17 protein-coding genes and 2 tRNA genes are annotated in these 18,994 nt (G+C 65.7%); 12 read left to right on the plus strand and 7 right to left on the minus strand.

Translation table 11 applies throughout. From position 1 onward, the window contains the following. Positions 1-127: 127 nt before the first annotated feature. The 7 genes from ACFQ9V_RS09910 (at position 128) to ACFQ9V_RS09940 (ending at position 9,430) form a co-directional block, all read left to right on the plus strand. The gene (locus ACFQ9V_RS09910) at positions 128-2,092 is read left to right on the plus strand and encodes an N-6 DNA methylase (protein ID WP_382459000.1); all 1,965 of its coding nucleotides are present in this window, start codon (positions 128-130) and stop codon (positions 2,090-2,092) included. Then, positions 2,089-3,462: a restriction endonuclease subunit S gene (locus tag ACFQ9V_RS09915; RefSeq protein ID WP_382459001.1), complete on the plus strand. Its 1,374-nt coding sequence runs from the start codon at positions 2,089-2,091 to the stop codon at positions 3,460-3,462. The genes ACFQ9V_RS09910 and ACFQ9V_RS09915 overlap by 4 nt, the downstream gene beginning before the upstream one ends. After that, the gene (locus tag ACFQ9V_RS09920; protein ID WP_382459002.1) at positions 3,434-6,520 is read left to right on the plus strand and encodes a type I restriction endonuclease subunit R; all 3,087 of its coding nucleotides are present in this window, start codon (positions 3,434-3,436) and stop codon (positions 6,518-6,520) included. Before ACFQ9V_RS09915 ends, ACFQ9V_RS09920 begins: the two co-directional genes overlap by 29 nt. Before the next feature lie 180 nt (positions 6,521-6,700). Continuing rightward, positions 6,701-7,447 carry a DUF5655 domain-containing protein gene (locus ACFQ9V_RS09925; protein ID WP_382459003.1) on the plus strand — a complete coding sequence of 249 codons (747 nt, stop codon included), beginning with the start codon at positions 6,701-6,703 and terminating at the stop codon, positions 7,445-7,447. A gap of 70 nt (positions 7,448-7,517) precedes the next feature. Beyond that, positions 7,518-7,610 (plus strand) — tRNA-OTHER (locus ACFQ9V_RS09930). After that, a complete protein-coding gene (locus ACFQ9V_RS09935) occupies positions 7,585-8,514 on the plus strand; it encodes a hypothetical protein (RefSeq protein ID WP_382459004.1) in 930 nt (309 codons plus the stop codon). Before ACFQ9V_RS09930 ends, ACFQ9V_RS09935 begins: the two co-directional genes overlap by 26 nt. A gap of 535 nt (positions 8,515-9,049) precedes the next feature. After that, the gene (locus ACFQ9V_RS09940; RefSeq protein WP_382459005.1) at positions 9,050-9,430 is read left to right on the plus strand and encodes a hypothetical protein; all 381 of its coding nucleotides are present in this window, start codon (positions 9,050-9,052) and stop codon (positions 9,428-9,430) included. Between the two features lie 47 nt (positions 9,431-9,477). Here the strand turns inward: ACFQ9V_RS09940 and ACFQ9V_RS09945 are convergent. The 5 genes from ACFQ9V_RS09945 to ACFQ9V_RS09965 form a co-directional block, all read right to left on the minus strand. Further along, a tRNA-Arg gene (locus ACFQ9V_RS09945) sits at positions 9,478-9,549 on the minus strand. Between the two features lie 39 nt (positions 9,550-9,588). Beyond that, positions 9,589-10,080, minus strand: a complete 492-nt coding sequence (locus tag ACFQ9V_RS09950; protein ID WP_382459006.1) for an HNH endonuclease — start codon at positions 10,078-10,080, stop codon at positions 9,589-9,591. Next, the gene (locus ACFQ9V_RS09955) at positions 10,077-10,328 is read right to left on the minus strand and encodes a hypothetical protein (RefSeq protein ID WP_382459007.1); all 252 of its coding nucleotides are present in this window, start codon (positions 10,326-10,328) and stop codon (positions 10,077-10,079) included. The genes ACFQ9V_RS09950 and ACFQ9V_RS09955 overlap by 4 nt, the downstream gene beginning before the upstream one ends. 131 nt (positions 10,329-10,459) lie before the next feature. After that, on the minus strand, positions 10,460-11,311 hold the full coding sequence (locus tag ACFQ9V_RS09960) for a C40 family peptidase (RefSeq protein WP_382459008.1): 852 nt from the start codon (positions 11,309-11,311) through the stop codon (positions 10,460-10,462). 301 nt (positions 11,312-11,612) lie between these two features. Then, positions 11,613-12,302, minus strand: a complete 690-nt coding sequence (locus tag ACFQ9V_RS09965; protein WP_370054398.1) for a metal-dependent transcriptional regulator — start codon at positions 12,300-12,302, stop codon at positions 11,613-11,615. A gap of 135 nt (positions 12,303-12,437) precedes the next feature. Here ACFQ9V_RS09965 and serC point away from each other — a divergent pair, with 135 nt between their 5' ends. Together serC and ACFQ9V_RS09975 are read left to right on the plus strand one after the other, a co-directional pair. Continuing rightward, the gene (gene serC, locus ACFQ9V_RS09970) at positions 12,438-13,553 is read left to right on the plus strand and encodes a phosphoserine transaminase (protein WP_382459009.1); all 1,116 of its coding nucleotides are present in this window, start codon (positions 12,438-12,440) and stop codon (positions 13,551-13,553) included. A 38-nt stretch (positions 13,554-13,591) separates the two neighbouring features. Beyond that, entirely contained in the window at positions 13,592-13,837 is a 246-nt protein-coding gene (locus ACFQ9V_RS09975; RefSeq protein ID WP_382459010.1) for a DUF2530 domain-containing protein, read from the plus strand. On the opposite strand, the gene ACFQ9V_RS09980 is transcribed toward ACFQ9V_RS09975, so the two are convergent. After that, positions 13,781-14,710: a DUF3027 domain-containing protein gene (locus ACFQ9V_RS09980; protein WP_382459011.1), complete on the minus strand. Its 930-nt coding sequence runs from the start codon at positions 14,708-14,710 to the stop codon at positions 13,781-13,783. The two genes, ACFQ9V_RS09975 and ACFQ9V_RS09980, sit on opposite strands and share 57 nt — an antisense overlap. Beyond that, positions 14,703-15,083, minus strand: coding sequence for a cold-shock protein (locus ACFQ9V_RS09985; protein ID WP_185276707.1), 381 nt, complete (start codon positions 15,081-15,083; stop codon positions 14,703-14,705). The genes ACFQ9V_RS09980 and ACFQ9V_RS09985 overlap by 8 nt, the downstream gene beginning before the upstream one ends. Positions 15,084-15,139: 56 nt before the next feature. On the opposite strand from ACFQ9V_RS09985, the gene ACFQ9V_RS09990 reads away from it, so the two are divergent. The 3 genes from ACFQ9V_RS09990 to ACFQ9V_RS10000 are packed head-to-tail and all read left to right on the plus strand — an operon-like array spanning position 15,140 to position 18,965. Then, positions 15,140-15,430 carry a hypothetical protein gene (locus ACFQ9V_RS09990; RefSeq protein WP_382459012.1) on the plus strand — a complete coding sequence of 97 codons (291 nt, stop codon included), beginning with the start codon at positions 15,140-15,142 and terminating at the stop codon, positions 15,428-15,430. Positions 15,431-15,452: 22 nt separating this feature from the next. Further along, positions 15,453-17,315, plus strand: coding sequence for a helicase-associated domain-containing protein (locus ACFQ9V_RS09995; protein ID WP_382459013.1), 1,863 nt, complete (start codon positions 15,453-15,455; stop codon positions 17,313-17,315). A gap of 6 nt (positions 17,316-17,321) precedes the next feature. Next, complete coding sequence (locus ACFQ9V_RS10000) at positions 17,322-18,965, plus strand: DNA repair helicase XPB (protein ID WP_382459014.1); 1,644 nt, start codon at positions 17,322-17,324, stop codon at positions 18,963-18,965. The last annotated feature ends 29 nt before the right edge of the window (positions 18,966-18,994 follow it).

Raw genomic sequence — 18,994 nt, forward strand, 5'->3', positions numbered from 1 at the left:
CCACATCAAGTCGGCAGCACCATGGACTCATCCCAACGGGCTGCCAGCCCCGAAGGGGCGATACCGTGTCTACTGGAGCGTTGCCAAACTAGGGAGGCAAGGCAACTTACTGGAAGGCTTCCCGAGCTTGAGCAACAACCACGCAACGTTCATCTGGTCAATCGCGGATCTTCTGCGAGGTAGCTTCAAAGCACACCAGTACGGGGACATCATCCTGCCGTTCACAGTGCTACGCCGACTGGATGCGGTCCTCGCGCCGAACAAATCGCAGGTACTGGAAGTGGTCGATGACGCACGTGCGAAGGACGTCCCTGTTCGTCCGGCCCTGCTGAAGGCCCGTGCGGGACACCACTACTCGTTCTTCAATACCTCCCGCTACGACCTTCGGTCGGTCCTTGGCGACCCGGAGAACATCACCGATAACCTGCTCGATTATGTCGGCGGGTTCTCTGAGAACGTCAAAGACATCTTCGACAAGTACAAGATCAGCGACCGGTTCGCCGAGCTCGCCGACGCCGGGCTGCTGTTCCTGGTGGCCCAGCGCTTCGCCGAGGTGGACCTATCCCCCCAAGCTGTACCCAACGAAGAGATGGGGCACATCTTCGAAGAGCTGATCCGCAAGTTCGCGGAAGCCTCGAACGAAACCGCCGGTGAACACTTCACCCCGCGTGACGTGATCGAACTGATGGTCGACATCCTCCTCGCCCCCGACGCCGATGCATTGTCGAAGCCGAACGTCGTCCGCTCCATCTACGACCCCACCGCCGGCACCGGGGGCATGTTGTCGGTGGCGGAAGATCACATTCGAGCGATGAACCCAACCGCGACACTCACTCTGGCCGGGCAGGAAATCAATCCACAGTCGTACGCCATCTGCAAGGCCGATATGACCGTGAAAGGCCAGTCGGTGGACGCGATCGTCTTCGGCGACACCCTCCTCAACGACGGACACCAGGGCGCGACATTCAACTACTGCCTCTCCAATCCCCCGTTCGGTGTGGACTGGAAGAAGCAGCAAAAGCACGTCACTGAGGAACACAACCTGCGCGGGTTCGCCGGGCGCTTCGGCCCAGGGCTGCCGCGCGTGTCCGACGGATCAATGCTGTTTCTGCTGCACCTGATCTCCAAAATGCGGCCAAAGAGCGCCGACTCTGCGGGCGGACGCGCAGCAATTGTTCTCAACGGCAGCCCACTCTTCACCGGGGGCGCTGGTTCTGGTGAGTCAAATATCCGCAAGTGGATCCTCGAGCGCGACTACCTCGAAGCGATCATCGCTCTTCCATCCGACATGTTCTACAACACCGGCATCGCCACCTACATCTGGGTCCTCACCACCGACAAGCACCCGGCCCGGGCCGGCAAAGTGCAGCTGATTGACGCAAGCAAGATGTCTCAAAAGATGCGTAAGGGCCTCGGCTCGAAACGCAACGAACTCAGCCGCGCCGACATCGAAGGCATCGTCCGCCTCTACGGGAATTTCACCGAAGCACAGGGTTCGAAGATCTTCGATCGGGAAGCCTTCCTTTACCGGACGATCACCGTCGAGCGGCCACTTCGACAGAACTTCGCCGTCACCGCGGACCGCGTCGCCGCCGTGTTTGAGGAGAAGGCAGTCAGCAAACTTAGCGACATCGAAAAGGAGCACCTCCGCCTCGCCCTCGAAAGCATCGGTGAGACTCGGGTTTGGAAGAACCGCCTCGAGTTCCAAGCGGAACTCAAACGAGCGTTCGCCGCCGCCGACCTCCTCTTCGGAGCGCCCGTACAAAAGGCTCTCCTCTCCGCATTGAGCGCGCAAGACGAAACAGCAGACGTCTGCGCCGACCTCAAGGGTCGACCCGAGTCCGACAGCATGTTGCGTGATACCGAGAACGTTCCGTGGGGTGAGGACGCATACGAGTACTTCGACCGGGAAGTTCGCCCGTTCGCCCCAGACGCTTGGATTGACAGCTCGAAGACGAAGGAGGGCGCGGAAATCCCATTCACCCGCCACTTCTATGAATACGTTTCACCGCGCCCGCTTGCTGAAATCGATGCGGACCTGGAGGCTGTCTTGGGTCGAATCCGCAGTCGTCTGGAAAACGTTCGCGCATGACAGGGTTGCAACCGTATGGACGGCTCCGTACGAGCAAGCTAGCTTGGGCGCCTGAACTCCCAGAACACTGGAGCGAATCGACGATCGGCCGAATCGCGACTGTTTATGCTGGCGGCACTCCAGACCGCGGAAACCCTACCTATTGGGAAGGTGGCACTATCCCGTGGCTCAATTCAGGATCCGTGAACGACTGGGTTATTACCGAGCCCTCTGAGCTCATTACCCCACTCGCTTTGGCGGGCAGCAGCACTCGGTGGGTTCCGCCTCGTTCAATTGTTATGGCTCTCGCCGGACAGGGACGAACCAAGGGCATGGCGGCCCGCGTCGAATTGGAGACGACCCTCAACCAGTCCCTGGCAGCGGTCGTCCCCACATCAGCTGTCGAATATCGTTTTGTCCAGTACTGGCTCGCAGCGAACTACGCTTCTATTCGCAATCTCGCCGGCGGTGATCTGCGGGACGGGTTGAACCTTCAGCACATCAAGTCCGTTGGACTACCCCTTCCCCCGATCGCGGAGCAAAGAGCGATCGCGGATTTTCTCGACCGCGAGACGGCCGAGATCGACGCGTTCATTGAGGACCAAGAAGAACTGATCCGCGTTCTAAGTGAGCGCCGCGACGCGACTATTAGCAGCGCCGTGACCAGAGGCCTCGACCGAGACGCGCTATTGAAGCAAACCGGCATCGCGTGGCTTCCGCAGATGCCCGCTCATTGGCGGCTGGGACGCCTCCGCGATGCTGTTCGCTCAAGCAGAAACGGGGTGTGGGGAGGCGAGCCCGGCACTGCATTCGACATTCGGTGCGTGCGAGTGGCCGATTTCGATCGTCCGTCTCAACGAGTCCGCGACGACAACGTTACATACAGGTCCGTGCTGCCGAGTGAGCGCGTGGGCAGGATTCTTCACGAAGGCGACTTGTTGCTGGAAAAGTCCGGCGGCGGCGAAAAGTCGCCTGTCGGATTCGTCGTCCTCTACGACAAGTCCGCTCCAGCCATCTGTTCCAATTTCGTGGCTCGCATCGTTCTGGGGTCCGGGCAACACCCAAAATACTGGTCTTACGTTCACAGATTCTTCTACGCCGCGCGACTCACGCAGCGTTCGATCAAACAGTCGACTGGAATACAAAACCTTGACCAAGGCAGCTACTTCGATGAGCGAATTGGCATTCCTCCGATAACAGAACAAGAGGACATTGCGGCGTACCTCGACACAGCAACGGCCGAGATCGATGCATCGGTCGCAGATGCGCGAGAGGCAATTGCGTTGTTACGCGAGCGAAGGGCGGCCCTCATATCCGCCGCGGTCACCGGAAAGATTGACGTACTCGAGGGGAGCGCAACCAATGGGAGTTCAGCACGAAGATGCGTTTGAGGCGGAGCTTTGCGAGCATCTGGCAGCGCACGGTTGGCTCTACTCGCCAAACGACGACGGCTATGACCGTCAGCGCGCTATCTTCCCTGCCGACCTTCTCGACTGGCTGAGCGAGACGCAGCCCGAGGAGTTCGCAAAGGTCGTGAAGCCCGATGCGTCGGGCTCACAACGCTCCCAATCGGTCGAACGTCTGCTCGACCGAGTGGCGAAAGTTGCGTCGACGGACCCGATGAACTCTGGCGGAACCCTTAACATCCTCAAGCGGTCGGTGGCGGTGACACCTGCGAAGTTCAACCTGTTCCAGGGCAGTCCGGCCACATTGTTCAACGAGGCGACGCAGGCCCGCTATGGTGCGAACCGGTTACGGGTGATGCGGCAGGTCGAGTATTCGAGTCGCAACGGGAATCGTCTGGACCTTGTGTTGTTCCTTAATGGCATCCCCGTGGCGACGGTGGAGTTGAAGACGGATCTGACGCAGAACGCGAAGGCGGCGCTCAAGCAATATGCACAGGATCGGCATCCCACAGGCGAGCCGTTGCTGGAGTTCGGTCGCGGCGCGCTCGTGCATTTCGTGGTGTCGAACGAGCTCGTCTATATGACAACCAAGCTCGACGGAGCGAATACCTTCTTCCTGCCTTTCAACCGCGGGCGCAACAACGGCGCCGGTAACCCCCCGATCCCCGGCACAAGTCCGACCGCGTACTTCTGGGAGGTGACCCTCCAGCGGGACACCTGGTTGGACATCCTTGGCCGCTTCGTGCATTACCGGTTCGAGGAGCGTCAGGACCCGATTACTGGCGCTATCAGTTACGCGAGGTCGCTGCGGTTCCCCAGGTATCACCAGTGGCGCGCTGTCACCAAACTCGAGATGGCTGCCCGCGCTGAAGGCCCAGGCCACAACTACCTGATCCAGCACTCCGCCGGGTCGGGCAAGACGGACTCGATCGCGTGGGCTGCGCACCGGATGGCATCGCTGCATCGCGAGGACGGCTCGAAGGTCTTCGACGGGGTGATCGTCGTCTCCGACCGCCAGGTGCTGGACGGTCAGTTGCGTCGTGCGGTGGAGCAGCTCGAAACGGCGCCCGGTGTGTTCCAGCCGATCACCAACGGCGGCGACGCGTCCAAGTCCAAGCAGCTCACGGAGGCGCTAGTTGCGAGCAAGCAGATCATCGGCGTGACGTTGCAGACCTTCCCGCACTCGCTCGACGCGATCGCCGGCAACGAGACCCTGAGCGGCAAGAAGTACGCGGTCATTGCCGACGAAGCGCACTCGTCCCAGTCGGGAGAGGCGGCCGCATCGCTCAAGCAGTTGCTGACTGCCGGCGCCACGGAGTCCGATGACGGCGAGGTCGACGCCGAGGATGTCCTGACGGACCTGATGGCACGCAAGGTCGGTGTTGGCACGATCTCGTTCCTTGCGTTTACTGCCACCCCGAAGGGCAAGACGCTCGAGCTGTTCGGTCGCCCCGATCCTTCGACCGGGCAGCCCGGCCCGTTCGACCTGTATTCGATGAAGCAGGCGATCGAAGAAGGCTTCATCCTCGACGTGCTGAAGAACTACATGCCGTACGACCTCGCCTTCAACGTCGCGCACGCGAAGACCGAGAGCGGCGATGTGGAAGTGGACAAGCAGAAGGCGAATAGTGAGCTGATGCGTTGGGTGCGGTTGCACCCGTACAACATCGCGCAGAAGGTCGCAGTCATCGTTGAGCACTTCCGCGCGAACGTGCAATCCGAGCTCGGCGGCCGAGCGAAGGCGATGGTGGTCACCGCCTCACGGAAGGAAGCGGTGCGGTACAAGCTGGCCATCGACGAATACCTGGCCGAGCACGAGCTTGCCGAGAATCTTGGCACCCTGGTGGCGTTCTCCGGTAGCGTGCTGGATCCAGACTCTGGACCGGAGGAGTTCACCGAAACCAACTTGAATCCGGGTCTGTTCGGCCGATCGTTGGAAAAGGCATTCGCAGGCGACACGTACCAGGTCATGATTGTCGCGAATAAATTCCAGACCGGCTTTGACCAACCATTGCTGGTCGGCATGTACGTCGACAAGAAACTCTCGGGCATCACGGCAGTGCAGACGCTCTCCCGTTTGAACAGGGTGATCCCGGGCAAGGAGAACACGTACATCGTTGACTTCGTCAACGACCCTGCCGACATCCTGGAAGCGTTTCAGGTGTACTACGAGGACGCGCAACTCGAGACCCCGTCCGACCCGGACGTTATCCACGACATGCTGGGCAAGCTCGAAGGCATGCACATCATCGACGAGCACGACGTCGATCAAGTCGTCGAAGCATGGCTGACCAAGAACAGCCACAACACCCTCTACTCGCGCGTGAAGGCCTCCCGCGACGTGTTCTGGGACCGGTGGCGCGCCGCCGAAGAGGCGGACGATGATCTCGAACTCGCCCGGTTGCAAGACTTTCGCGGCACCGTCAACGCGTTCGTGCGCGCGTACGACTTCCTTTCTCAGATCATCAACTACGGCGACACCCGGGTCGAAAAATGGGCGATCTTCCTCCGCGTCTACCGAAATGTCATCGAGAACGACACCGACGACGCCCGCGTTCTCAACCTTGACGACGTCGTGCTGACCCACTACCGACTCCGCCGCCAAGACGCCCGCAGCCTGAACCTCAGGTCCGGACAAGCTGGGGAATTGACTGGGCTCGCCAGCGCCGGTTCCGGTCAGGCACGGGAAACGAAGTACGGGTGGCTGAGCGAGATCATCTCCCAGATAAACGAACTCTTCAGCGGGTCCGGGCTTGCGGAGGAAGACCAGGTGACCGCCTTCGAGTCCTTCTTCCGCCACACCGTGAACAACCCTCGACTACAAGCCCAGGCAATGTCGAACACCGAAGCCGACTTCGCCAGCTCACCGACGATCCCGGCCCAACTCGACGAAATCCGCTACACCGCTGGGGAAGGCCTCGAACGAGCCAGCAACGCCGTCCTTCAGCTCGAAGATCTCAACCAGCTAGCGAGGATACTGCTGCGCGCCGGCCTCTATGAAAAGCTGCGCGAAGCTGCCACGGAAGTTGACCGAGCCTCGTGAGTGATCTAAAACTCTTCCGGCTTGATGCAGGGAAGGCTGTGGAACTCGCCTCCGGGACGGTGGCGCTCGAACGCGACCTACAGGTCGTAATCGAGCAGAACATGTCGACGATGTTCGCCGTCCGATTCCTTGCGACCGAGTACTCAACCGGCAAAGTCCATCGAGGGCGAATCGATTCCCTTGGTCTCGACGAAAACGGCTCACCGGTCATTCGAGTACAAGCGTACGACCAACGAGAACGTCATCAACCAAGGGCTCTTCTATCTGGACTGGTTGATGGACCATCGTGCAGAGTTTCAACTCCTGGTGCTGAAGATACTCGGCGCAAACGTCGCAGAAGCCATCGATTGGTCAGCGCCGCGACTGATCTGTGTCGCGAACGACTTCACCCGGTACGACGAACACGCGGTGCGTCAGATTAACCGAAATGTAGAGCTCGTCCGATACCGGGACTTTGGGTCAGGGCTGCTCGCGATCGAGCTTGTCACGTCAGTGAGTGCCGACGCGGCCCCCGGTCGGCTAGCAGGACCCATACGAAGCACATCTACGATTCAGCCTGGGCGCACGAGGTCAAAGGGAGTCGCCCACCTCCTCGCGCAGGCGGATACTGCGCTTTCGGCTCTTTACAAGCGATTCGAGCAGTTCGCGCTGTCGCTCGGCGACGATGTCGTAAAGAACGAGCGATCACTCTATTTCGCCTTCCGCCGGCTGAAGAACTTCGCTTGCGTGGAGGTACATCCGTCCTCGGGCAACCTGCTCATCTATCTGAAATTGGACCCTCACTCCGTTCAGCTCGAAGACTCATTTAGTCGCGACGTTTCTAAGATCGGACACTTCGGCACGGGCGACCTCGAGCTGCGCGTTAGCGACGACACAAGGTGGGATCAGGTCGAGGAATTCACTCGGAGATCTTACGAATTGAACTGATTCCAAAACAAGTTTCGGCTTGCGGGGCGACTGCCGCTTGGAGAGAACGAGCGGACGGTACCCTCATGCTGCGCCGATGGTCTAATCGGTAAGGCGCCTGCCTTCATCACCCCGACAGTGGGTCTTTAAAGCAGGAGATGCTCGTTCGAACCGAGCCGGCGTACGTGTTTGACTCACCGCTTACTTTGAGCGCCACGCGAGGGCGCCGCGAATTCAAGACGAACTCCGGCCACAACAACCACTTCCTGATCACGGTGCTGGTTGGTTTGGATGCGGTGGCGGATGGCACCGCGGTGCTCAAGCCGGAGTTCTCCACTTCCTGGAGCCCTAGAGACGCCCGCAGCTCTGCCGCGAGGAGCCGAGAGTATGCGCTCAAGACCTCGCTGAGCTGGACGAGCGACATGGTAGACCGATACCGAAATACCCTCTTCGACCTTCCCGACCTCTTTGATTCCCTATCGAAGGACCGCATCTCGAAACTGTCGGGGAGCGCGGTTCGCCTCCGCGAGGTGGCGAAGGAGCTCGGCGTTGTGGACACGGTCGAGCTTGACGTGGTACGGCTCGGGATCCACTGGCGGAACAGAATGGTCCACTCCGCCGCTAGCTCCTCCCTAGATCGGCAGGTTGCCGCGAGACTTGTGGCCCGTGCTGAGTCCATCCGCGAAAGACACCGAGGTATGGACATACGAAGCGCCATCAAGGAGGCCGACAACGGAAAACCGCCGCGGTTCAAGGAAGTTGCTTCGATTATTGAAGCAGGACATCAACTCGTCCAATCGCTCGACAAAGCGGCGATCGAGCGACTCGACTTCTCGGCCTACGCCGATTCCCTCATCGCGGAGAACTTGCAGCGGTCAGCTGCGTCTGGCTCAAGCAACGGCGCGCCGATGTTATGGCCAGGGAACCCAGCCAAGTCGGAAGCGCGGATCAGGCAAATCCTCACGCAAGGTGGATTTTCTAGCGCTCAAAAGGGCGATCGAGCGCTGCCTGCTTCCTATCTGGAATCCCTTTGCAGCTTGAGTGCACGGCATGGTCGAATGCGCTTCCTGCCTAGAGAGAACGCATAAGAGGCGGAAAGGAAGCCGAAGCTTGTTGTTCGAGATGCCGACGCATGCTTTGACATTGGAAGTAACAAGTCTAGTTCCGGAGGCACCGGATGCGCTCGTGCTTCCTTTGATAGGGTGACCTACCAGATCATGAGGTCGGCGTGGCACTAGCGGCTGGGACCTTGCCAGAGTTGGGACAAGTGGCAGGTCCATTTCGCCGAGGCGTTCGACGCGGCAGAGAAGCACGTCGTATCGAGCGCGCTCACCGAGGTCAACTTGGAATGCCGAACTGCCGCAGGTAATCGAGTAGCTCGAGAAGCAGTCGGTGAGAGCCGGTTCGTGGGATAGACGTGAGTTGCACCGCCGGGAAGACAACATTAGTGCGCCAGCCAGTCATCTTGAGGGCCAATCGCAAACGCACGATTCTGGCTCGTCGGAAATCGTTTCTGATCAGAATTCCCGGCATAAAATGTGCCCCTGGAGGTGTCTGGGTTAACGACGTAGGTGACAGTTGATGGGTGTCACGTGAGTCGCGTCATAGGCGACAGTCGCTCTCGTGTCGAAGAACCGGGTCGCCATGTTGAAGGTCGTGTCCAAGCAGCTCACCGTTTCCGCGGCCGCTGCCGCTGCCGAGCATCTGCATCGGCTTCTCACACGTTACCGTGAGGGCGGCTTGGATGCTGTCGAAACAACGATCCTGGGTACCGCAACCAGTCCGCACCGTGCCTCAGAGGAGGTGCGCAACGGCCGCATGCACCACCTCGGCATCGGCGCGAACCACCGCGGCACCCGCATCCTCGCGATGCTCGACGACACAACCGTCACCGTCATCGCCCTACACACCGGTGAGGTGCCCCCCACACCATCGACCCCACCCGAAGCTACTGGCGCAACCAACAGAAAGAGCCCGGCCGATGGCCGGGCTCTCTCTGAGTAACCAATGTCGCGACTCATCTGGAACATATGTCCCGACTCACCACATTGTGCCCCTGGAGGGACTCGAACCCCCAACCTTCTCCTTAGGACGGAGCAGCTCTTCCATTGAGCTACAGAGGCCAGCCCTTCCAGCCTACCCGAGGGCGTAACGACGTCGCGTCAGGCCGCCAGGTAGTCCTGCCAGTCCGCCTGGCCGCCCTCCACGCCGCGCACCACCCACGAGCTGTCGTGCGGGGCGCGGGGGGTGAGCTTCAGGGTCCAGCCCATCTCGGACGGGGTGCGGTCGCCTTTGACGTTGTTGCAGCGGAGGCAGCAGGCCACCAAGTTCTCCCAGCTGTCGGCGCCGCCGCGGGAGCGTGGGAGGACGTGGTCGATCGTCGTCGCCGTCTTGCCGCAGTAGCCGCAGCGGTGGCTGTCTCGGCGCAGCACACCGCGGCGGGAGACCGGCACCTGCCGGCCGTGCGGGATGCGCACATACCGGGTCAGCAGGATCACCGACGGGCGGTCGTAGCGGCCCGAGATGCTCCAGACCGGGTGGGCCGCGTCGGTCGACAGCACTGTCGCTTTCTGATTCATCACCAGGACGATGGCGCGTTTGAAGGAGACGACCGCGAGGGGCTCGTAGCCGGCGTTGAGGACCAGTGTCTTCATCTGCGTCCTTTCGGGTGGACGGGGCGAACGGGTGCCAGGGAAACAAAAAGGGCACTGTCCGAACGGACAGCGCCCTGGAAGACGGCGGCATGGTGGCGGCAGGCCACGTGGTGGCGCTGGCAGGCCTCGAAATGGTGGCGGCAGGCGAGGAAGTCGCGCTGGCGCGGCAGCAGCTCGCGCTCGGCGCTGAGGCCGCAACCCACCCCGGTGGTCACCCTCGGTGACCGCACGGTGGTCGACTCGGCCATCGGAAGCTCCGATCTGCACGGCTGCCTGGCAGTGCGCCAGGGCATCAGAGTAACGCAGAAATGGCGCGCCACCTATTCGTGGCACGCCATCGCTGGTGCGTGGACCGCAGTGTTCACCGCGGGTTCGGCTGTCAGATACCGAGCCGGACGACGTAGTAGTCGCTGGTCCAGATCGGGCGGATGGAAATCGAGCGGCCCGAGTCGGGGGCGTCCATGATGTTCCCGTTGCCGGCGTAGAAGCCGATGTGGCCGGGCATCACGATCAGGTCGCCGGGCTGGGCGTCGGCGATCGAGATCTTCGTGCCGCGGGCGGCCTCCCCCGACACCGAGTGCGGGAGGGAGATGCCGAACTGGGCGTAGACGTACATGACGTAGCCGGAGCAGTCGAAGCCGCTCGGGCTGGAGCCGCCGTAGACGTACGGGGTGCCGATGTACTGCTTCGCCACCGAGAACACCTGCGCGAGGCTGAAGCTCGGGTAGGGCGGGTTGGCCAGGAAGTCGGAGACCGTCGGGCCCGTGTAGCTCGCATAGTTCGCGAGGGAGACCGCTGCACGCTGGCGGGCGGCCTCGGCGGCCGCGGTGGCGGCGGCTGCGGCCTTCACCGAGTCGAGCTGCTGCTGGCTGGTCGCGGTGGCGGCGTCGCGGCTGACGGTGGAGGCGGTGACCCCCTGGCCGACGGCGACGGACTGCGCCTGCGCCTTCTTCATGCTGTCGGCGGCGCTGGGGCCGAAGCTCGCGGAGTCCGCACCATTGGGATTGAACGCGAAGGCGGGGAGCGACATGGTCGCGATGATGCCGGTCGCGACGGTGATGACGCCGACGTTGAGGATCCAGCCGCCCTTGCGCTTCGCGACGGGCTTGGCGGACTCCTTCGTTGCCGGGGCGGGTGCCTTCGCGACAGCCTTGGGAGCCGCTGCGACGGGCGCCTTCGCCGTGCGGAGCGACCGCCGGGAGACGAGGTGGGACCCGGGCGCGGACGTCATCGATGTCGTCGAAGCAGTGGTTTCCGGGTCTTCAGGGGTCCGGTCCTGGGCAGGATCGGACGAACCAGAGTGTGCCAAAGTGCAACCTCCTGCGCTCCAGCAGCACTAGGGAGCTGCTCCCGTCCGATGCGATCGGCATTCGGTTCACCGGCCTGGGAGACGGGCTTCAGGGGGGTTGGAGCGTCCCGGTCGGGGTCCTATTGGGCCGGCTTCTGGCCCGTTCGAACTCGTAAGAGACTACGGGACCACCCGGCGTTTGTCACTTCGTTTCGTGCACTTTTTAACGAAACGGTAACGGAGATCAGGCCTCGACGAAGATGTGCGCTGCGAGCTCGTTCGGGAGTTCGAGTCCGGCCTCGAAGCCCTCGATCTGCACGGTGACGTACGAGCCGGCCGCAGCGAAAGTGCCGGTCGAGCCGGGAAACACACCGGCCTGCTTGAGCTGGAGGAGCAGCTCGGGGTCGACCTGCGCCGGCTCGCCCAGGCGGCGGATCCTGGCAGTCACCTCGGAATCGGGGCCGCGCACGACGTCGACGAGGTTGACCAGATTCTCAGTGGAGGCAGCATCAGGGGCGCCCAGTTCGGCGAGCCCGGGGATGGGGTTGCCGTACGGGGACTCGGTGGGGTGGCCGAGCATGGTGATGAGCTTGCGCTCCACCTGCTCGCTCATGACGTGCTCCCAGCGGCACGCCTCCTCGTGCACGTACTCCCACTCCAGCTCGATCACGTCGCTGAGCAGGCGCTCGGCGAGGCGGTGCTTGCGCATGACGTGCACGGCCTTCCGGCGGCCGTCGTCGGTGAGCTCCAGGTGGCGGTCGCCGGAGACGACGACGAGGCCGTCGCGCTCCATCCGGCCCACGGTCTGGGAGACGGTCGGGCCCGAGTGGCCGAGACGCTCGGAGATGCGCGCGCGCAGCGGGACGATGTTGTCCTCCTCCAGCTCCAGGATGGTGCGAAGGTACATCTCTGTCGTGTCGATCAGGTCGGTCATGAACCCCTCCGTGCAGGCCGCGCGATTCTGCGGATACGAGCCTACTTGCTGCAGGCGACGCCGAGGTGACGGCACCCCGCGTAGGACGCCGTCATGGACCCGCCTCACCCGTTCAACAGCCAATACACTTCAGTTATGCCGGACGTGACCATTCCCACCGACCTCCTGCCCGCCGACGGACGATTCGGCTGCGGCCCGTCCAAGGTCCGTCCGGAGCAGGTCGCCTACCTGGCCGGCCCCGGCGCGGAGCTGCTCGGCACGTCCCACCGTCAGGCGCCGGTGAAGGACCTGGTCGGCCGCGTGCGCTCGGGGCTCGGCGAGCTGTTCCGCCTCCCGGACGGCTACGAGGTCGTCCTCGGCAACGGCGGCTCCAGCGCGTTCTGGGACGCCGCGGCGTTCTCGCTCATCGAGGAGCGCAGCCAGAACCTGGTCTTCGGCGAGTTCGGCGGCAAGTTCGCAAAGGCGGCGACGACCCCGTGGCTGCAGGCCCCGCACGTCATCGAGGCTCCGGCGGGATCCCGGGCCGAGGCGGAGGCCGTTGCGGGCGTGGACGTCTACGCCTGGACGCACAACGAGACCTCCACCGGCGTGATGGCGCCGGTGAAGCGCGTGCGCGGCGACGACGGCGCGCTGACCGTGATCGACGCGACCAGCGCGGCGGGCGGCGCCGACTTCGACGCGAGCGAGACGGACGTCTACTACTTCGCGCCGCAGAAGAACTTCGCCTCGGACGGCGGCCTCTGGCTCGCGCTGTTCTCCCCCGCCGCCATCGAGCGTGTCGAGCGGATCGCGGCGAGCGGCCGCTACATCCCGGAGTTCCTCAGCATCAAGAACGCGATCGACAACTCGCGCCTCAACCAGACGCTGAACACCCCGGCGGTCGCGACGCTCGTGCTGCTCGAGAACCAGATCGAGTGGATGAACGGCAACGGCGGCCTCGCCTGGGCTGACGCGCGCACCAAGGAGTCCTCCAGCGCGCTCTACACGTGGGCGGAGGGTGTCGAGTACGCGACCCCGTTCGTCGCCGACCCCGCGCACCGCTCGCAGGTGGTCGTCACGATCGACTTCGACGACCGGATCGACGCGGCGGCGGTCGCCAAGACCCTCCGTGCGAACGGCGTCGTCGACACCGAGCCGTACCGCAAGCTGGGCCGCAACCAGCTCCGCGTCGCGACGTTCACGGCCATCGAGCCGGACGACGTGCGCGCGCTGATCGGCTGCGTCGAGTACGTGGTCGAGCGACTGGGCTGAGCCGGACGCAAGACCGAGGACGAAGGGACGGACCGATCGTGCGACTGTGGCTGCGCGACGACGAGCGCCGTCCCGACCCGGTGCCCGTGCCGACGGACCCCCGCAGGGCGGTGCTCGTCGGCATCGGGCTCTGGGTGCTCGCGCTGATCCCGACGCTCGTCTTCGCCGGCCCGATCGCCGCCGCCGGTGGCGGCTGGTGGATCTGGACGGTGGTCGTCGGGATCGCGCTAGGCCTGCTCGGGTTCGCCTACCTCAGCATCAGACGCGTCCGCAGGCGCCGGTGAGTCGCTGACGGCCTCGCCCTCGTCGGATTCCGTCTCGTCGGCGTCCGTCTCGTCGGCTTCGGCGTCGTCGGACTCGGCGCTGTCGTCCGCGAGGGCCGCGGCCTCCTCGGTCGCGAGGTCGAGCTCCGTGTCAACGTCGGTGTCCTCGTCGAACGCCACATCGACCGAGTCGATGTCGACGCCGTCGAGGTCGTCGTCGGCGTGGAGGTCGTGGACGTCGCGGTCGTCGTCCGAGTCGTCGTCGAGGTCGGACTCGTCGGAGTCCTCGTCGTCGTACTCGTCGTCGTCCTCGTAGTCGTCGGCGTCGTCCTCCGTGTCGGCGTCGTCGCCCTCGGCTCCCGCCGCCTCGGCCTCGGCGGCGAGCGCCTCCTGGGCGGCCTGGTACTCGGCGAGACGCTCCGACCACGGCACCCAGTCGGGCGCGAGGAGGGCGTCCTCGCCCGGCATCAGCTCGGCCTCCAGGACGGTCGGCTCGGTGTCGCCGTCGGCGCGCCCGACCGTGACGGTCCAGTGCCAGCCCGGGTAGCCCGCCAGCAGCGCGGCGAACTGCAGCGAGACCGCACCGGTGGGCTCGACGACGTGCCCGAGGGGCTCGCCGATCGTGCTCTCCGGGGTGATCTCCGCCAGCCCTGCCCGCGCAAGCGGGAGCGCGGCCAGGAGGTCGGCGACCTCGGCCTCGCTCAGCTCGACGACGGCCGGCTGGGAGACCTCGGCCTCGCCGTCAGACGGCTCCGCGTCGGTCGGCTCAGCGTCGATCGACTCAGCGTCGGTCGACTCGATCTCGACCGACTCCTCGAGCTCGACCTCGACCGCCTCGTCGCCCGACGTCGGCTCCTGCGTCGTCGGCTCCTCGGTGCTCTGGTCCTCAGGCATCCAGATCGTCCGCAACGCGGCGCAGCACTGCCGCGATCTTGGCGCCGTGCGCCTTGTCGGGGTACTTGCCGCGGCGCAGGTTGGCGCCGATGCCGTCGAGCAGCTTCACGAGGTCCTCGACGATGATCGCCATGTCGTCCGCGGACTTGCGCTTCATCTTCACGAGGCTCGGAGGGGCCTCCAGCACGCGCACCGACAGCGCCTGCGCGCCGCGCTTGCCGTCGGCGATGCCGAACTCGAGCCGCGACCCCGCCTTCACGACGGCGCCGGCGGGCAGCGCCGAGGCGTGCAGGAAGACCTCCTGGCCGTCATCGGTGGCGATGAAGCCGAAGCCCTTCTCTTCGTCGTAGAACTTGACCTTGCCGGTTGGCATGGGAACCTCACTTCACATGGGGGATCGAATGACCAACCTCAATTATCCTTGATTTCGTGACCCAGCAGACCCCACCGCCCGCATCGCGGCTCCAGCGTGTCCTCTCCTACATCGCCGCGGCGCTCGTGATCGTCTCGTTGCTGTGCATCGCAGCGATCCTGATCGGGTCCGCGCTCGGCGGGATGCCGCAGCAGGGCTCGGGCCAGGGACTGTGGCCCGCGGTGTTCCTCTTCCCCCTCATCGCCTTCCCGATCGCCTTCGTTCTGGTCATCGTCATCATCATCGTCACCGGCCGCCAGCGCAGCCGGGCCGCGAAAGCCGCCGCCGGGCCCAAGGACCGACGCTGATCTCCCCCTCCGGACCGCCGCGATGACGACGACGCTCGCTCTGGCGGCGAGGCTCCGCGCGCTTCCGGACGACGAGCTCGCCGCCCTGCTCCGGGCCCGTCCGGTGCGCCGCGCGGGCATCTCCGACTTCTTCGACCTGGCCGAGGCGCTGCTGGACCCGGAGTCCGTTCAGCGGGCGCTCGCCCCGCTCGACCGGCTGCGGCTCGCCACCCTCGCGGTGCTCGGCGAGGCGGACGGCGCCCAGACCGTCGAGGGGATCACCACCCGGCTCGGCGGGCATCCCGCGACCGCCGGCACGACGACGGAGGCCGTCCGCGCCACCGTCGACGCGCTCGCCGCCCTCGCCCTCCTGCATCCCGCGGACGACGGCGCCGCCGCCTACGACGCCGTCACCGCGCGGCTCGCCGCCTGGCCGGCGCTCGGCCTCCCCCGGCCGGCGGCGCTGCTCGACACCGCGCCTCCCGCCGTCCCTGAACCGCTCACGCCCGCCGAGCTGGCCGCGTCCGAACGGCTCGCCGCCGAGCGCGCGTTCGAGGCCGTCGCCGGCGTGTCCGAGTTGCTGACCGAGCTGGGCCGGGAGGGTGCGCGCGAGCTCCAGAAGGGCGGTCTCGCGCTGCCTGCAGCCAAGCGCCTCGCGGACGCGCTGGCCGTCGACGCCGCCGTCGTCCCCGTCGCGCTCTCCGTCGCCGCCCGCGCCGGGCTGGCCGCAGTCGCGGACGGGCTCTGGCTGCCGACCGCCGCGGTCGCCGCCTGGCAGCACTCCACGACGGCGGACCGCTGGCGCGACCTCGCCGGAGCGTGGCTCGCCGGCCTCCCCGGCGACGTCCGCGCGCTTCTCACGGCGCGGAGCCGATCGCCGTGGGGCGAGTCGCTGCGCGCCCACCTCGCCTGGCTCTACCCGGCAGCGGTCGACGAGACCGAGCAGCGCGTCGACCAGTACGTCCGGGAGGCCGAGTGGCTCGGCGTCACGGCCGGCAGGTTCCCCGGCGACGCGGGAGCCCTGCTCCTGGAGGCCGGGCCCGCGGCGGCCACCGTCGCAATGGTCGTGCACTTCCCGGCCGAGGTGTCCCAGGTGTACCTGCAGCACGATCTGAGCGTCATCTCGCCTGGCCCGCTCGCGCCCGACGTGGAGGCCCGGTTGCGCACGATGGCCGACCTGGAGAGCCGGGCGCTGGCCTCCACGTTCCGGTTCTCCGCGGCCTCCATCGACCGGGCGGTGACCGCGGGCGAGACGGCCGCGAGCATCCACGACTTCCTCGCGGCGGTCTCGCTCACCGGGGTGCCGCAGCCGCTCGACTACCTGATCGCCGACGCCGTCGAGCGCCACGGCCGGGTGCGGGTGCGCGATGCCGGTCCAGGCGCGGAGGGCCAGGCGGTGGTGCGGTCGGACGACGCCACGCTGCTCGGCACGATCGCGGTCGACCAGTCGCTGTCGTCGCTGCGCCTGCTGCGTGCCGACGAGCGGACGCTGGTCAGCCGCTTCCCGCGCGACGTCGTGTACTGGGCGCTCAGCGACGCGCGCTACCCGGTGGTCGCCGAGGACGCCTCCGGCGCGCTCGTGACCCCGCAGCGCCGGAGGATCGCGGAGCGGACAGCGGCCGCCGCGACGCGCGACACCGCCGCCGAGCTCGTCGCCCGGCTGCGCTCAGCGGACCCCGCCGAGGAGGACACCGGAGAGCAGTGGCTCGCCCGCCAGCTCGACCAGGCGGTCCGCGCGCGGCAGACGGTGGTCGTGCAGGTCGCGATGCCGGACGGCCGGCTGGTCGACTACCTCCTGGAGCCGACCGGAATCGGTGGAGGGCGGCTGCGCGGGCGCGACCGGGCCGCCGACATCGAGCGGACCCTGCCGCTCTCCAGCGTCAAGGGGCTGCGCAGCGTAGACTGAGCGGTCATGTCCGATGGCCCCTTGATCGTCCAGAGCGACCGCACCGTCCTCCTCGAAGTCGCGCATCCCGCGGCCGAGGACGCCCGGCACGACCTCGCCGTCTTCGCCGAGCTGGAGCGCGCGCCCGAGCACATCCACACCTACCGCATCACGCGGCTCGGCCTGTGGAACGCCCGAGCGGCCGGGCACACGGCCGAGGACATGCTCGGGACGCTGGAGAAGTACTCCAAGTTCCCGATCCCGCAGACGGTGACGGTGGACGTCTCGGAGACCGTCGCCCGCTACGGCCGCCTGGTCATCGAGCGCGACGACGAGGGCGCTCTGGTGCTGCGTTCCTCCGACCGGCCGGTGCTGCTGGAGGTCGCGACCGCCAAGCGGATCGCGCCGCTGCTGCTGGAGCGCCGCGACGAGACGACGTTCGCCGTGGAGGCCTGGGCGCGCGGCCAGCTCAAGCAGGAGCTGGTCAAGCTCGGCTGGCCGGCGGAGGACCTGGCCGGGTACACCCCGGGCACCCCGCACCCGATCGAGCTGGACGAGCGCGATTGGGCGCTGCGCGACTACCAGCGCAAGGCGGTCAGCAACTTCTTCGACGGCGGCTCGGGCGTCGTGGTGCTCCCGTGCGGCGCGGGCAAGACCCTGGTCGGGGCCGGCGCGATGGCCACGGCCAAGACCACCACGCTCATCCTGGTGACCAACACCGTGTCCGCGCGGCAATGGCGGGACGAGCTGATCAAGCGCACCTCCCTCACCGCGGAGGAGATCGGCGAGTACTCGGGCCAGGTCAAGGAGGTCCGGCCGGTCACGATCGCGACCTACCAGATCCTCACCGCCAAGCGGAAGGGCGAGTACGCGCACCTGGCGCTGCTGGACGCGCTGGACTGGGGCCTGGTCGTGTACGACGAGGTGCACCTGCTTCCCGCGCCCGTGTTCAAGCTGACGGCCGAGCTGCAGGCGCGCCGCCGCCTGGGCCTGACCGCGACGCTGGTGCGCGAGGACGGCCGGGAGGGGGACGTGTTCAGCCTGATCGGCCCGAAGCGTTTCGACGCGCCGTGGAAGGAGATCGAGTCGCAGGGCTTCATCTCCCCCGCCTCCTGCTTCGAGGTGCGGATCGACCTGCCGGCCTCCGACCGGCTGAGCTACGCCGCGGCGGCGGACGACGAACGCTACCGCCTCGCGGCGACGGCCCCGGCGAAGCTGGACGTCGTGCGGCAGCTCGTGGACAGGCACGCGGGCGAGCGCATCCTCGTCATCGGGCAGTACCTCGACCAGATCGACGAGCTCGCGGAGGCGCTCGGCGCGCCGCAGCTCACGGGCGCGACGCCGGTGGACGAGCGCGAGCGGCTGTACCAGGAGTTCCGCGAGGGCATCACACCGGTGCTGGTGGTCAGCAAGGTCGCGAACTTCTCGGTCGACCTCCCGGAGGCGACGGTCGCCATCCAGGTCTCCGGCTCGTACGGCTCACGGCAGGAGGAGGCGCAGCGCCTCGGCCGGCTGCTGCGCCCGAAGCAGTCGGGGCTGTCGGCGAACTTCTACACGCTGGTGTCGCGCGACACCGTGGACCAGGACTTCGCGCAGAACCGTCAGCGGTTCCTGGCCGAGCAGGGGTACTCGTACACGATCCTCGACGCCCACGCCCTCGCAGCGGCGTAGAAAAGCACGCCGAGGGGCACGTAAACGCC

This window comes from Leifsonia sp. NPDC056665, assembly GCF_042791795.1.
In the GTDB taxonomy this organism is placed as follows: Bacteria; Actinomycetota; Actinomycetes; order Actinomycetales; family Microbacteriaceae; genus Leifsonia.